The organism is Streptomyces sp. LZ34 (assembly GCF_053890475.1).
The window spans coordinates 5,924,243-5,938,836 of record NZ_CM132680.1; the positions used below are offsets into that span (position 1 = coordinate 5,924,243).

The 14,594-nt window shown below is 70.3% G+C and carries 9 protein-coding genes; 4 read left to right on the plus strand and 5 right to left on the minus strand.

Going from position 1 to position 14,594, the window contains the following annotated elements; translation table 11 throughout:
• Positions 1-196: 196 nt before the first annotated feature.
• Positions 197-1,384 (minus strand): cytochrome P450, encoded by a 1,188-nt coding sequence (locus tag ACWY4P_RS23865; RefSeq protein ID WP_456212572.1) that lies wholly within the window; start codon positions 1,382-1,384, stop codon positions 197-199.
• Positions 1,381-4,476, minus strand: coding sequence for an amino acid adenylation domain-containing protein (locus ACWY4P_RS23870; RefSeq protein ID WP_456212573.1), 3,096 nt, complete (start codon positions 4,474-4,476; stop codon positions 1,381-1,383). Before ACWY4P_RS23870 ends, ACWY4P_RS23865 begins: the two co-directional genes overlap by 4 nt.
• Before the next feature lie 335 nt (positions 4,477-4,811).
• Between ACWY4P_RS23870 and ACWY4P_RS23875 the strand changes: the two genes are divergently transcribed.
• The 3 genes from ACWY4P_RS23875 to ACWY4P_RS23885 all read left to right on the plus strand — a co-directional run bounded on the left by ACWY4P_RS23875 (position 4,812) and on the right by ACWY4P_RS23885 (position 10,676).
• Positions 4,812-7,799 (plus strand): type I polyketide synthase, encoded by a 2,988-nt coding sequence (locus ACWY4P_RS23875; protein ID WP_456212574.1) that lies wholly within the window; start codon positions 4,812-4,814, stop codon positions 7,797-7,799.
• Between the two features lie 175 nt (positions 7,800-7,974).
• On the plus strand, positions 7,975-9,942 hold the full coding sequence (locus ACWY4P_RS23880; protein ID WP_456212575.1) for a non-ribosomal peptide synthetase: 1,968 nt from the start codon (positions 7,975-7,977) through the stop codon (positions 9,940-9,942).
• The gene (locus tag ACWY4P_RS23885) at positions 9,939-10,676 is read left to right on the plus strand and encodes a thioesterase II family protein (RefSeq protein ID WP_456212576.1); all 738 of its coding nucleotides are present in this window, start codon (positions 9,939-9,941) and stop codon (positions 10,674-10,676) included. The genes ACWY4P_RS23880 and ACWY4P_RS23885 overlap by 4 nt, the downstream gene beginning before the upstream one ends.
• 332 nt (positions 10,677-11,008) lie before the next feature.
• On the opposite strand, the gene ACWY4P_RS23890 is transcribed toward ACWY4P_RS23885, so the two are convergent.
• Both ACWY4P_RS23890 and ACWY4P_RS23895 read right to left on the minus strand, forming a co-directional pair.
• Positions 11,009-11,911: an SDR family oxidoreductase gene (locus tag ACWY4P_RS23890; protein ID WP_456207906.1), complete on the minus strand. Its 903-nt coding sequence runs from the start codon at positions 11,909-11,911 to the stop codon at positions 11,009-11,011.
• Positions 11,912-11,939: 28 nt separating this feature from the next.
• Positions 11,940-12,317, minus strand: a complete 378-nt coding sequence (locus ACWY4P_RS23895) for a Dabb family protein (RefSeq protein ID WP_245970625.1) — start codon at positions 12,315-12,317, stop codon at positions 11,940-11,942.
• A gap of 149 nt (positions 12,318-12,466) precedes the next feature.
• On the opposite strand from ACWY4P_RS23895, the gene ACWY4P_RS23900 reads away from it, so the two are divergent.
• Complete coding sequence (locus ACWY4P_RS23900) at positions 12,467-13,084, plus strand: TetR/AcrR family transcriptional regulator (RefSeq protein ID WP_456207907.1); 618 nt, start codon at positions 12,467-12,469, stop codon at positions 13,082-13,084.
• A 283-nt stretch (positions 13,085-13,367) separates the two neighbouring features.
• On the opposite strand, the gene ACWY4P_RS23905 is transcribed toward ACWY4P_RS23900, so the two are convergent.
• Positions 13,368-14,486 (minus strand): IS630 family transposase, encoded by a 1,119-nt coding sequence (locus ACWY4P_RS23905; protein WP_456212577.1) that lies wholly within the window; start codon positions 14,484-14,486, stop codon positions 13,368-13,370.
• Between the last annotated feature and the right edge of the window lie 108 nt (positions 14,487-14,594).

A 14,594-nucleotide genomic window follows, 5' to 3' on the forward strand; every position in this document is an offset into this window, starting at 1 on the left:
TCAGACGCGGGCGACACCCACGGGGTATTCGCGAGACTCCGACAATAACACTTCAAGTCTGTTTGCGGTACAGGCTCGTGATTTTCCGCCGCTGGGTATGGCGGGCGATTATGGCGGATGTGCTGGGATCTTTCCGTCTTACGTTCGGCAAAAGCGGGCGAATACGCAGTCAGGGGCGCTGTGAAACCCGCCTCGCTCAGCGGGGGACGAGGCGCACGGCGGCGTGCGCCGGTCCGTTCACCGCGATCGAACGCAGTGGCTTCACGTCTCCGGCCGGTTCGATGACGGCGACCAGCTCCGCAAGCGTCTCCAGGAGCATCCGCATCTGATGGCGGGCCATGGTGCTCCCGATACAGACGTGCTCGCCCGTGCCCAGGGCCAGATGGCGGTTGGGCTGCCGGCCGAGGTCGAACCGTTCGGGTTCCGGGAACACCGACTCGTCCCGGTTGGCCGAGGGGATCCACAGCACGACCCGGTCCCCGGCGGCGATGCGCCGGCCTTGGACGACCGTGTCCGCCGTGGCCGTCCGCATGCTGTGCGTGGCGCTGCTCGTCCACCGCAGCACCTCCTCCGCCGCGGTCCTGACGAGTTCGCCGTCCCGCTCCCGTACGAGCCGCTGCCACGCCTGCGGATGTGCGGCGAGAGCAAGGATCCCCGAGGCCATCGACAGACCCGCGTTCTCCGCGGCTCCGACCAGGTTCTCGCAGCTCAGCAGGATCTCGGTCTCCGTCAACAGCTCGCCCTGCACCTCGTTGTTGACGAACATGCCCATCGCGTCGTCCGCGGGCTCCTCCATCCGCGCGTACATCATGTCGATGAAACAGCGCATCAGCTCCAGGTGGCTGGTGAGGGGTTTGCCGGACTCGAACGCCTCCGTGGTCCAGGTCAGCAGCCGCTCGCGGTCCTCCGGCGCCACACCGAGCAGCCTGCCGATGTTGTGGCTGGAGAGCCGGGCTCCGATGTCGTGGACCACATCGCAGGTGCCCGACTCGACAGCGCGCGTCACCACCGAGCGGATCTCGGCGCGCATCTCGCCCGCCAGGGAACGGGCGCACCGTTCGCTGAACCGGTCGGCCACCTGCCCGCGCAGGGCACGGTGCCTGGGCGGATCGGTCAGGGCCATGGTCAGACCGCTGCCGGGGTCCTCCCCCAGATCCGTCGGCCGCAGCAGGACGCCCTGCGCCGAACTGAAGACGGCCGGGTTCTGGTACACCTGCCGTATGTCGTCGTACCGGGTGAGCGACCAGAAGCCCGGCAAATCGCCCGGTTCGTGCCAGTGGACCGGGGCGTGCTGTCTCATCCAGCGCCACAGCCGGTACACCTCGCCGGAGGCGTGCAGCTCCGGGTCGACAACGTCGGCAGGGGTGAAGGTGATGTCGGTCATGACGCAGCTCCCGCGGCGATCAGAGCAAGACGGTCGTGGAAACCCTCGAGCAGCTTCAGTGCGGTGGCCTCGGCGACGGCGTCACGCCGGAACGAGAGCACCACGTCGAGCGCGCCGGCGCTGTTTTCGTCTGGCCACACCTCGAGGTGCAGCTCCAGGGGAAGGGCGGCGTACGGCTGGCGCAGATACGCGGCGACGACACCGGGCAGGTCGAGCCGGGGCGGAGCGTTGTCCTGGAGGGCGAAAAGGGACTGGAACACCGGGGGCCGGCCGGGCGTCGTCGTCCCGACTCCCTGCGCGACGGCCGTGAAGGGGATATCGCTGCGGCTGAAGGCCCGGTGGACCAGTCTGCCGGTCTCCCGGATACCGTCCTCGCCACCGCCCACCGCGGCGCCGCGCAGGCGCACCGGCACCATGTTGATCAGGCAGCCGATGGCCTGCTCCAGCTCCGGAACGGTGCGCTCGGCGACGGGCACTCCCACCGCGAAGTCCCGCTGCCCGCATGCCTCGGCCATGATGTCCGCCCAGGCCGACAGGAGCACCACGAACCGGCTCACGCCGAGCGCGGCGCCCCGTGCGTCGAGGCGCGCCGTCACGGCCGCGGGAACGGACACGTCCAGGTGTCCCGTCCCGGTCTCCCCGGGGCCGGGCCCTTCGGGCCAGCGGATCGGGGGCACGTCCTGGAACTCCTCCCGTACCCGCTCCGTCCGCCCCGCCAAGTCCGTCACGGCGATCGCCGCCGTCGTCAGCCGGACCCGCTCGGCCAGGGTGGGCGGGGCGGGGCGCGGCTCACATCCGGCATAGGCGTCGGACAGATCACGCGCCAGGACGGATTCCGACCGGCCGTCGAAGCCGATGTGGTGGACCAGCAGCCCGAACAGCCAGCCCCGTGTCCCGGTCACCGGCACCAGCGCGGTGCGCCACAGGTCGGCGTCCTGGGGTTCCAGGGGCTCCTCGAAGAGCCGCCGCAGCGCGCCGACCGCCTCGTCGACGGTCGGCCGGGCGTCCAGGAGCTCCAAGGGCGGGGCACAGATGTCGGTGACCTCGGCATGGGGCCGGGGATCCACCCGGAAGGCCGTGCGCAGCACCTGGTGCCGCTCGTGGACGGCGGCGACGGCCGCCTCCAGGGCGTCCTGGTCGAGCCGGCCGTGCAGCTGCCACGTCATCAGGCAGTATCCGGACCGGTCCTGCGGCGCCGCCAGATGGCGGGTGAGGAACACCAGCTCCATGGGGGTCAGCGGGATGTCACCGGTCGGCGGCGGTAGTGCGTCCGCGCCCTGCGGCGGTACGGCGTCCGTGCCCCGCGCCGACCGCAGCCAGGATCCGAGGCGTTCGGCCGACGCGTGCTCGTAGAGGCTCGACAGCGGAACCGGCCGCCCCGCCCGCTTGCCGATCCGGGTGCAGGCTCGAGCGGCCTGCAGCGAGGAGCCTCCCAGCTCGAAGAAAGACGTATGCGGTGGCACGGCCCGGCTGCCCAGCACGGCCGCGAACGCCTCGGCCACCAGGCGGACGAACGGGTCGCCGATGGGGCCGTGGTGGCTCTCGACGGACGCCTTGGGCACGCTCGCCAGCAGGGCCCGATCGTCCAGCTTGCCTCTGCCGGTCAGCGGGAAGGAGTCGACGAAGACGACGTCGACGGGGCGCTGGTAGGCGGGCAGATGGCGGGCGAGGATCGCCGGTATGTCCGGCGGTGCGCCGTCACCGGCCCGGCACGGCACGCAGAAAGCCACCAGTTCGAAGGCGCCGCCGAGTTCATTCCACCGGGGGACCACCCGGCAGTCGGCGACGTACGGGACCAGGCGCTCGATCTGCCGCTCCACCTCGGCCGGTTCGACGCGGTTGCCCCGGATCTTCACCTGCCGGTCGATCCGCCCGCGGAACTCGACGGTCCCGTTCTCGTCCCGGGTGCCCAGGTCCCCGGTGCGGTACAGCCGGACCCGCTCACCGTCGATGTCGACTTCCGTGAACTTCTCGGCGGTCAGGGCCGGTTCACCGAGGTAGCCGCGGGCCAGGCCGTCGCCCGCGACGCAGATCTCCCCCGGCTCCCCGGCCGCGCAGCGGCGGCTGCCCTGGAGGACGAAAACGGAGGTGCCGGGCACCTCCCGCCCCAGCGGGATGCCGCCGGGCCGGGCGCAGTCCGCGGCGGTGACGCGGTGCGTGGTGGTGAACACCGTGCTCTCGACCGGGCCATAGCCGTTGATCAGGGCCGTGTCGGGGAACCGGTCGAGGAAGCGGCCGACGTGCCGCACGGACAGGCGTTCACCGCCGATCATGACCTGGGACAGGCCGCTCATCGCCGTCAGGTCCTCATCGACCATCAGGTTGAACAGGCTGCTGGTCAGCCACACCGTGTTCACCCCGTGGTCGGCGACCATCGCGCGCAGGGCCTCGGCCGTCAGGAACGGCTCGCCGGTCAGGACGCAGGTGCCGCCGTGGTACAGCGCGGCCCAGAGTTCGAGGGAGAAGGCGTCCCACGGCAGCGCCGCCGCGAGGGGAATGACCGTATCCCGGTCGAAACGCGCGAAGGTACCTGCCCGGAAGAGCCGTGCCGTCGCCCGGTGCGGGGTGATCACTCCTTTGGGCCGTCCGGTGGTGCCCGAGGTGAAGAACACACAGCACGCGTCGGAGCCCCGTACCGCCACCGCGGCGCGGGCGGGGCCCTCCCCCGTACCGTCCTCGGCCGGTGTCCACAGCGCCGCGGACAGTTCCGCCACCGCGCCCGGCCGGGCGACGACGAGGGGCGGCCGGAGCTGCTCGACCACCGCGTCCAGACGGGGCCGCGGCCAGTCGGGATCGAGCAGCGCGTATGCGGCGCCGAGTTTGAGAACGGCCAGCAGCGTGACGACCAGGTCGACGGAGCGCGGCAGCAGGATCGGGACGAGATGACCCTGCTCGACACCGGCGGCGGCGAGCCGGCCGGCCAACCGCTCGGCGCGGGCGTCCAATTCACCGTACGAAACCCGGGCGTCCCGGGCGATCAGGGCTGTGCGCCGCGGCTGAGCGCGCGCCTGTGCGGCGAAGACGTCATGCAGTCCTTCTCCTGGTGATTCCCCAGCGACTTCTGCAGCCCACGCGGCATTCGACCGCAACACGTCGACTCCCTTCGCGATCCCGGACAACGAGGGTTTGCGAGCACATCATCAGGCGCGTACGACGTTGCCATGTCTGATCGCTTCCTGCCAGCCTCGTTTTTCTTTTCACAAAAGGGTTGAGCCTGACTTCGTCATGAATGTGACCGCGGCCGATCCCTCGTTCCAGGACGGTGAGCTGTGCCATGATCGCAGGGGGTCCGAGAAACCCGACCCCGCCTACTGTCGACGACCGTTTTCATTTCACGCGACATCAGCGCGACATCAGCGCGACATCAGCCGGAATATCCGTTTCCAACCGCATGATGGGGGACGTTGTGACGAGTCGGGATCGTTCCTTGGACATCGCGGTCATCGGTATGGCGGCGCGGTTCCCCGGGCCCCGTGGAATCGACGACTGGTGGGATTCCCAGCTCCGCGGGAGCGTGCACAGCAGGAGATACACGCGGGAGGAGCTAATCGCGGCCGGAGTGCCCGCCGCGTTGGCCGCCGACCCCGACTATGTGCCCGTACGCGGTCATCTCGACGGCTGGGACCGCTTCGACCACGATTTCTTCCAGATCCGCCGGCGCGAGGCCGAACTGATGGACCCTCAGCACCGCTGGATGCTGGAGGTGGCCTGGAACGCCCTGGAGGACGCGGGGGCTCCGGTCCGCGACGAAACGCGGGTGACCAGCGTCTACGCGTCCATGACGGGCAGCGAGTACATGCGCGCGATGGTCCGCCGCGGAAGCGTCGATCCGGGCCTGCTCGACGACCTGATCCACGGCAGCGAGCCGGACTTCATGGCGAGCCGCGTGGCCTACAAACTCGGCCTGAACGGACCGGCCTTCGCCGTGCAGACGGCCTGCTCCTCCTCGCTGGTGGGCGTGCACCTGGCGGTGCAGGGGCTGCTCAGCGGAGACTGCGACCAGGCCCTGGTGGTGGGCGCCGGGTTCGGCTACCCCCAGGCAGGTCATCTGCACCAGCCGGGCGGCGTGCTGTCCGCCACGGGTACATGCCGGCCGTTCGACCGGCGTGCGGACGGGGTGATCGCCGGGTCCGGCGCGGGTGCCGTGGTGCTGCGCCGTCTGTCGGACATCACCGAGGACGATCCCGTGCCGTACGGCGTCATCCTGGGCACCGCGATCAACAACGACGGGAACGCGAAGGCCGGTTACTACGCGCCGTCCGCTGCGGGGCAGGAGCGGGTCATCGCCGCGGCGCTGAGCGCGGCCGAGGTCGACGGCGGGTCCATCGGCTATCTGGAGGCCCACGGCACCGGCACCCGGATCGGAGACCCGATCGAGTGGACGGCGGCCGGCGCCGCGCTGCGCAGGGCGGGAGCCCGGCAGGGCAGTGTGGCGGTGGGCGCTTTGAAGGCCAGTATCGGTCACCTGGACGCCGCCGCGGGAGTCGCCGCACTGATCAGAGCCCTGCTCGTGGTGCGCAGCGGGGTGATCCCGCCCGTCGCGGGGTTCACCGCGCGCAACCCCCTGCTGGAGACCGAGGACTGCCCCCTGTACCTGCCCACTGAGGCCGTCCCCTGGACCGGGGAGCGCCCACGGCGTGCCGGGGTGAGCGCGTTCGGGATCGGCGGCACCAACGCGCATGTCGTGATCGAGCAGGCACCGCCGCGCGAGCCGGCCGCCCCTGCCCCTGCCTCCGCCTCCGCTCCCGCCCCCGCCCCCGCCCCCGAGGGACGGGCGCCGCGCGAGCGCCTGGTGCTCCTGTCCGCGGCGGACCCCCAGGCGCTCGGCCGCGTGGTCGACGGTCTGGTGGCCCACCTCAGGACCCACGACCCGGATCTCGGCGAGGTCTGCGACACGCTGGTCAACGGCCGCCTGGCCCTGGGCGAACGCCTCGCGGTCACGGGCCGGACGAGCGCCGAGGTCGCCGAGCGCCTCGCCGGCCGGTCCGGGGTGTCCCGGGGCACCGCGCCGGTGACGGGCCCCGCCCCGGTGGTCTTTCTCTTTCCCGGCGGGGGCACTCAACGCCCGGCCATGGCCGAGCCCTTCACCGCTCTCCCCGGGTTCCGCCGGGCGCTCGACCGGTGCCTCGCGGCTTTCGCCTCCCCGCTCGCGGAGCGGATCCGGCAGGCGCTGTTCGACGCCGCCTTCCCCGCCGCCGAGCTGAACCGGCCCGGACTGGCGCAGCCGGCCCTCTTCGCCGTCGGCCACGCGGCGGCGACCGCACTTGTGGACCTGGGGGTCCGGCCGGCCGCGGTGTGCGGACACAGTTCCGGCGAGATCACCGCGGCCGCTGTCGCCGGAATCTTCGGCCTGGAGGACGCGGCCGCGTTCATAGCGGCGCGCGGCGCGGCCATGCAGGACTGCCCGGAGGGCGCCATGCTGGCCATCGGGGCGGATGTGAAGCGGGCCCTCGCACTCGCCGAGGAGTGGGGTCTCGGCCTCGACGTGGCCGCGGTCAACGGCCCGGACTCCTGCGTGCTGGGAGGGCCGGTCAAGGAGGTGGGGGACTACCTGCGGCGGATCGGCGACACCTTCTTCGTACGGCGCCTGCGCTACACCCACGCGGGCCACTCCCGGCTGATCGAGCCCGCGCTGCCCGCGCTCACCCACGCGATGGCGCGGATCGAACTCCGGCCGTCGACCCTTCCGATCGCGCTCAATGTGTCCGGTCGGGTCGTCGCGGCCGGTACCGCCCTCCCGCGCGACATGTTCGTCACGCAGGTCCGGCAGTCCGTGCTGTTCGGCGCCGCCCTCGACTCGCTTGCCGAACACCTGCCGGGCGCCCTGGCCGTGGAGATCGGTCCGGGGCGTCCCCTCTCACCGCTGGCGGAGGCGGCCGGTTTCCCCGTGGTCGCACTGGACCAGGGCAGGGACGCACCGGGGTCGACCGCGCTCGGCGGTGTCGGCGCCCTGTGGACCCTGGGGCAGCCGATCACGCCGGACGGGCTGACGGACGGTGGCCGCAGGACCAGGCTGCCCGGCTACCCCTTCTCCGGACCGCGCTCGGTGGCCCCGGAAGCGCTCGCCCCGCCCGCGACGGACCCCAGCCGCTCCCCGGCTCCGGTTCTCGCGCCGTTGCCGGAGCAGCGGAGCGAGGAGCCGGAACCCGAGAGCCAGGCCCCGGTCGACCCGGCGGAGGGAGTGACACGGCTCTGGGCGGAACTGCTCGGCCGTGACAATGTCCCGGCGGACGCCGACTTCTTCGCTCAGGGCGGCGACTCCCTGCTGATCACCCGGCTCATCCGCAGGGTGAACAGCGAGTTCGACATCCGTGTCCCCGTGCGCGAAATGCTGGCCAAGCGGACACTGAACGGCCATATCGCGGTGGTCCGCCGGATCCAGGACGAGGCGGACGAGCAGGGCTTTCGACTTTGAACGCATTAAACTCCACGAAAACCGAACCGCTCGTGCTGATCCATTGCGTAGATCAATCCGCCCTCCTAGGATCACACCACCATGGCGCGGTCACTCGTGACAGCAAAAACCGCACTTTCCCTCTCGAATCCGGACCGAGCAATAAGCGAACTGACAGCTTTGGGGAGTTGTTCTCATGTCCGGTTCACAACACATGGAATCCTCTCCGTCCAGACCGAAGGACAGTGACGGAGCGATACCGGAGTGGACGGCCTCGGTAACCGGCGAACCACTGCCGGAAGACGCGTTCGTTCCCGCGCACGAAGTGGTGGCCCGCCTGGCCGCCGACCATCCCGCGGCGGTCGCCGTGCGCTGCGGCGACATCGCCGTCACCTACGGTGAGTTGATCTCCTGGTCCCGGCAGTTGTCCCACCGCCTCGCCGCGGCCGGGGTGGGCGCCGGTGACCGGGTCGCCCTCCTCGCCGAGCCCTCCGCCGCGATGATCGCGTCCGTGCTCGGCGTCCTCGGCGCGGGGGCCGCCTATGTGCCCGTCGATCTGGCCCAGCCGGACGCCCGTGTCGCCACGATCCTCCACGATGCGCAGGTGGCAGCCGTCGTGACGACGGCACACACACGGCATCGGGCGCCCGGTTCCCACCTGCCCGTCGTGACGGTCTCGAGCGTCCCCGGCGAGGAGCCGGACGCCGCGGCCTCCGGCTCCTTCGCCGCCGCGGTCGGCCCGGCGGATCCGGCGTATCTCATCTACACCTCGGGCAGTACGGGCGAGCCCAAGGGCGTCATCGTCGAGCACCGCAATCTCGCCGCCTCGACCCGGGCCCGACTCATGGTCTACCCGGGGAACCCGATCTTCCTCCTGATGTCACCGCTGGCCTTCGACTCGTCGGTCGCCGGGATATGGGGGACGCTCCAGGCGGGCGGCTGCCTGGTCGTGGCGTCCGCGGACGAACTGCGCGACGCCGATCGGCTGGTCTCCCTCGTCAGCCGCCACCGCGTGAACCGTACGCTGTGCGTGCCCGCTCTGTACGGGCTGCTGCTCGACGCCGCCGAACGCGCCGGGACAGCTCCGCTGGCCTCCCTGCGGCAGGTGATCGTGGCGGGCGAGGCCCTGCCGCAGGCACTGGTCGACCGGCACTTCGCGGTGCACTCCTCCGTGGTCGACCTGGTCAACGAGTACGGCCCGACCGAGACCACCGTATGGGCCACCTTCCACCGCTTCACCGGCGTCGAACCGGTCAGCATCGGCGGCCCGGTCCCAGGCGCCCGGCTCTACGTCCTCGACGACGAGCTCCAGCCCGTACCGCCGGGCGCGGAGGGCGAGTTGTTCATCGGCGGCACCGGGGTGACACGCGGCTACTTCGGCCGTCCGGAGGCCACGGCGGCGGTCTTCCTCGACGACCCCTTCGCCGCCGGGCCCGGCGCACGCATGTACCGGACCGGTGACATAGTGCGCCGGAACGCGGACCGCCGGCTGGACTTCATCGGCCGCAAGGACGACCAGGTCAAGGTCCGCGGCCACCGCGTGGAACTCGGTGCGGTCGAGTCGGCGCTGCGCCCGCTGGAAGGAGTCCAGGAGGCGGTGGTCCTGCCCGATGCGCGGGGATCCGGCCTGATCGGCTTCGTCGGCTCGCGGGAGGGTGCGGACCCGGTCGCGCTGCGCCGTGCCCTCGCGGAGCAGCTGCCCCCCGCGATGGTGCCCGGCGAGCTGCGGGTCCTGCCGGAACTGCCGCGCAACCTCAACGGCAAACTCGACCGCGCACTGCTGCGGACCATCGCCGCGGAGCCGCCCGCCGCCCACCCGACGGCCGCGCCCCTCAGCGACGATCCGCTCACCACCCAGGTGGCCGTCGCCTGGTCGGACGTGCTCGGCGTGGCCACGGTACCGCTGGACGTCAACTTCTTCGATTTCGGCGGCAATTCGCTGGCCATGTTCAAGCTGCAGGACGCGCTGGAGCGGCACTGCGGACTGCGGCCGTCGGTCGTCTCCCTGTTCCAGGAAACCACCGTGACAGCACAGGCCACGCTCATCCGCACCAGTCGCGAGCACGGGGAGGACACGGCGCCGGCCTCCTCAGCCGAGGCCGCCCGCAAGGCACGTACGGCCAGGCTTCGGCAGCAGCGCGCACGGAAGGGGATCCGCCCATGACGTCGTACACCTCGCGCTGGCTGGTGCGCGACACGGCCCGGCCCGAAGCGCGGACGCGTCTGGTGTGCTTCGCGCACGCCGGGGGGTCGGCCGCCTTCTACCGCTCCTGGGGTCAGTCGCTGACCGAGGTGGAGGTACACGCCGTCCAGTACCCGGGGCGCGCCGCCCGGCTCGACGAGGACCCTCCGCACGACCTCGTCCAGCTCGCCGCCGACATCGCCGACGCGCTCGAACCGCTGGCGGATCTCCCACTCGCCTTCTTCGGCCACAGCCTGGGCGCTCCCGTGGCCCTGGAAACGGCACGCGCGCTGCAGCGCCGGGGCATCCACATCGAGCGCCTGTTCGCTTCGGGCTCCCGTGACGCCCCGCTGCCCACCGGCCTCGTCGCCGAGGAGGACCCCGACCGGCTGCTCGAGGACCTGGTCAGGATGGGCGGCACCGACGCGGAGATGGCGGCCGACCCGATCTTCCAGGAGGTGGTCCTGCCGTATCTGATCGCCGACGGCCGCATGTTCCACAGCTACACCATGGCGCCCGAGCCGTTGCTCAGCTGTCCGGTCACCACCATCGTCGGTGACCAGGACGACGACGCGGACCGCCGCCCGTGGAGCGCGTTGAGCACGCTGCCCATCCAGGAGGTCAGCGTTCCCGGGAACCACTTCTACCTCATCGCCGACCCGCCGTACTCCCTTCTGCACAAGACCCTCTCCGCCCCGCGACCCGGCTCCTGCTGAACCCTGATCTTCGGCGCCCAAAGGTCTACCGGCCAACTCAAGTGATCAGGGCCGTGCGCCAGCTGCGCAATGAAGGTGTCGTAGCGACGGAACCCCGTGTCATCAACGCCAAGTCCTCGCGACCGCCCACCTCGTCAGCGGGGACATCAACGGCGTCCGCGACACCCTGAGCGCCGTGCTCGGGTCTGAGCCTCCGCGAGGAGGTCAGGGAAGCCTGTGCTCGACCCGCCCTCACGAACCCCACGGAGCCGACCACATGCCTAGTGCCGTGACCACGAATGTTCACGGTGTCGGCGGCCATGCCGTCGGCCTGCCGGTGTGGCGGTGGGAGTTCAGCCGACCTCGTTGCGGACGGCGGTGTCGAGGTCGGTGGCGGTCAGGCCGAAGGTCTCGGTGGTCTCCGTCGCGTCCATGTGGAACGGCGCGTACCACTGGTAGTCCATCTCGGCCATCTCGCGGGCGATCGGCACGATCAGCCCGGCCGTACGCGTCACGGAGCGCGGTATCTGGATTAGTTTGATCGGTGGCCGCCCTGCCGCGACGGCGTAGCGCCGCGCCAGCTCGCGAATGGTGACGGCCGGCGCGGACGGCACGTGCCAGGGTCGGCCCCACGCGCGTTCTTCCGAGGCCAGCGTGATGAGGGCCTGTGCCATGTCGCCGTTGAAGGTGAAGGTGTGCGGCATGTCCAGGTGGCCGGTGATCCAGGCCGCTTTTCCCTTCTGCAGGGCCGACTTGATGAGCAGGGAGTAGATGCCGTTGGCGTCCTTGCCGATGTAGTCGGAGCCGCGGACCTCGACGGTGCGGATCCCCCCGGCGAGGGCCTGTTCCCACATGCGTCTGCGCAGGCGGCCCTTGTGCCCGGTGGCGGCCATGGGGGTGTGTTCGTTCATCCGGCCGCCGGGCTGCGGACCGTAGGCGTAAAGGCTGCCGGTCAGCGCGAGGACGGCGTCGTTCGCCTTGGCGGCGGTGATGGCCGCCGTCTGCAGGGGCGGCAACAGGCGCTCCCACACCGTGTATGAGGGTGGATTGGCGCAGTGGTAGATCACTTCCGCGCCGCAGGACAGCTCGGTCAGGCGGGAGGGGTCGGACGCGTCCGCGGCGACCCGGTCGACCAGCGGGTGCTCGGGGCCGGAGCCGCTGCGGGTGACGATCCGGACGCTCTCGCCGCGCTCGGCGAGCAGACGAGCGACGTTGGTACCGATGGAACCGGCACCGATGATGACGTGCTTGGCCATGACGGTTTCTCCTTCTCCGGGGTATCGGTCAGTCGTCCACGCCGGAGCCGGTGTAGGTGGGCACGTCTGCGAGCATGCCGGCGATCTGCGGGTTGAGCTCGTTGCGGCGCCGGTGCAGTTCCTGGATCTTGGCGTTCAGGTCAGGGTCGTCGTCGTCACTGACGTCGAAGATCTCCAGCCGTTCGACCAGGTGCAGCCCGAGGTGGTCGGTCTGGTAGGTGGTCGGGTGCGTCAGGTAGGCGAAGAGCCCGTCGAGATGTTCGACGACGAACACCGCGCCGTACGTGTAGTCGCCGCCGTGGTCGCGGCCGACGACGAAGGACTTGATGGCGGGGTTCGACCGGCCCTGATTGCGCCAGCTCTCCAGCACCCCTTCGATCTGCTCAGGCGTCGCAGTGGCCTTCATCGTGACTCTGTTGATGTGGTAAATCATGACTTACTACTCGTTCCTAACGTCGTTATAATTCCTAACGGCGTTAACTATGACGCGCGTCGCCGGCGCGGTCAAGGCGGTGACTAGTGTTCGAGGACACCATCGAAGCGAAGTGACGGACCATGCCGACCAGCACGAGACGGGCCCGCGAACGGGCGAACACCCGGGAGCGGATCATCGAGGCCGCGCTGCACGTCCTCGAGACCGAGGGCATCGCGGCCCTGACGATCCGGCGCATCGCCACCGATGTCGAATATTCCGCGCCCGTCGTCTACCAGCACTTCGCCAACAAGGACGCGCTCGTACTGGAGCTGGTCGCGCACGGTCACCGCCTGATGCTGAGCGAGTTCCGCCAAGCCGCGCAGGAGCCCGATAGGGACCGGCGCATGACGCGCATTGCGTCGCAGTACGTCCGGTTCGCCGGCGAGCACCCCCACCTCTTCCAGGTCATGAACGACCCGATGGTCGACGCGGACGAACGCCGGCGCGTCGCGGAACCGGTCATCGACGTCCTCAAGGAGCTGCTCACCTCCTGGTCGGCTGCACACGACGTGGTCCTGGCCGATTTCGACCAGGCTTGTGAGATCCTCTGGGGCACGCTGTACGGCATCGCGTCGCTCAGTTACCTCGGCAGCGTCGGCAACGATCGCGCCCGCTACCTCGCCGAACAGGCGCTTCGCACGATCCTCCTCGGCTGGCGAACCGAGACGCCGGCGAACGGTCGACCGGCGAGCAGCTAGGTGCTCTGACCGCTGTGGTTCGCCGGGTTTAGAGGGAGGACCGGAGTGTTCGTCGAGATCGTCTTCGTGGGGCTGCCGATCGATCGTGACGACGTCGAGGAGGCTCTGGAGACGGCGTTCGAGCTCGACGGCGAGGTCACCGGCGCGGGCAGCGGCATGGGTCGTTGCCATTTTGACCTTGAAATCGCGGAGAGCCGGACACGACCGCGGCCCTGGAGCGGCTCCGGGCGGTGCTGTCCGAACTGGAGTCGCGGACTGCGCGACGTTGAACGTCAGCGAATGATCAGGCCGCCGTCCTCGCTCGTCCGCCCCATCGGATGCCCTTCTCACTGCGGCTGCGGGCGCGCTCTCGACGCTGGGCGGCAAGGACGTCGGGGTGGCGGGCGTTGGCGTTGCGCCAGCGGAGATAGGCGTGGAGGGCCCGGGTCTGTGTGGTGTGGTTGCGGTGGTTGGAGTTGGCGATGGTGAACTGTCGCAACGGCCCGAAGTGGGCCTCGATCGGGTTGGCCCAGGACGCGTAGGTCGGCGTGAAGCACAGCTCGACCCTGTTCTTCTTCGCCCAGCGGCGGATGGTGTCGCCCTTGTGGGCGGACAAGTTGTCCAGGATGACGTAGATCGGGGCGCCGTCCGGGCGAGCGGCCCGGATCGACCTGAGCGCGGCCAGGGTAGTCGCGGCGCCCTTCTTGCGACGGTTGACGCCCCACAGGGTGTCGTCGCCGATCGAGTAGCAGCCGTGGAAGTACCTCACTCCGTGAGTGCGGTGGTACGTCGCGGGATGGCGCTCGGGGTGACCAGCAGCAGCCCAGCACGCGCCAGCGGCGGGCCGGATACCAAGCGGGCCGAACTCGTCGAACGCGAACACCCGGTCAGGGAAGCGTTCCAGCACGTGCTCGATGCAGTCGAGCTTGGCGTCGCGCTCGGGGTCCGGTGACTCCTTCCAGGTCTTGGTGCGCTGGAAGGTGATGCCGCGGCGGGCGAGCAGGCACCGTAATGCCTCGCGGCCGATCCGGATCATGCGGCCGTGCACTTTCCGCAGGTAGGTGGCGAGTTTGCGGATGGACCAGCGGGTGAAGGGCTGGCCGAGCTTGGTGGGGCGGGTGGTGGCCGTCTGGATGACGAAGTCCTCGTCGTCAGGACTGAGCAGGCGGGGACGGCCTCCCGCCCACTGAGGGTCCAGGCAGGCCAGGCCGATCTCGTTGAACCGATGGATCACGTCCCGGACGGTGTCCTCGTCGGCCTGCACCAGCTTCGCGATCACCGGCACCCGGTTCCCGCCGGCCGAGGCCAGCAGCATCATCGCCCGCCGGAACCGCACCGAACTGGTGCTGCCCCGGCGCACGATCTGCTGTAGTTTCTGCCCCTCCTGATCGGTCAACCTGCGCACACGGACAGGCTCTGCCACCACACCCCCAGCGGTCGGGACGGACGTCAGTGCACATCCAACCGCCACGACCACCAACCCGGCGAACCTACGCGGTCAGAGCACTAGACGGCATCCTGACCTGCCGAC

Coding starts and splice junctions, on each gene's coding strand:
- ACWY4P_RS23895 (WP_245970625.1), bottom strand. CDS start 12,317: ATGAAGGCCACTGCGACGCCTGAGCAGATCGAAGGGGTGCTGGAGAGC.
- ACWY4P_RS23885 (WP_456212576.1), top strand. CDS start 9,939: ATGACGTCGTACACCTCGCGCTGGCTGGTGCGCGACACGGCCCGGCCC.
- ACWY4P_RS23900 (WP_456207907.1), top strand. CDS start 12,467: ATGCCGACCAGCACGAGACGGGCCCGCGAACGGGCGAACACCCGGGAG.
- ACWY4P_RS23880 (WP_456212575.1), top strand. CDS start 7,975: ATGTCCGGTTCACAACACATGGAATCCTCTCCGTCCAGACCGAAGGAC.
- ACWY4P_RS23865 (WP_456212572.1), bottom strand. CDS start 1,384: ATGACCGACATCACCTTCACCCCTGCCGACGTTGTCGACCCGGAGCTG.
- ACWY4P_RS23890 (WP_456207906.1), bottom strand. CDS start 11,911: ATGGCCAAGCACGTCATCATCGGTGCCGGTTCCATCGGTACCAACGTC.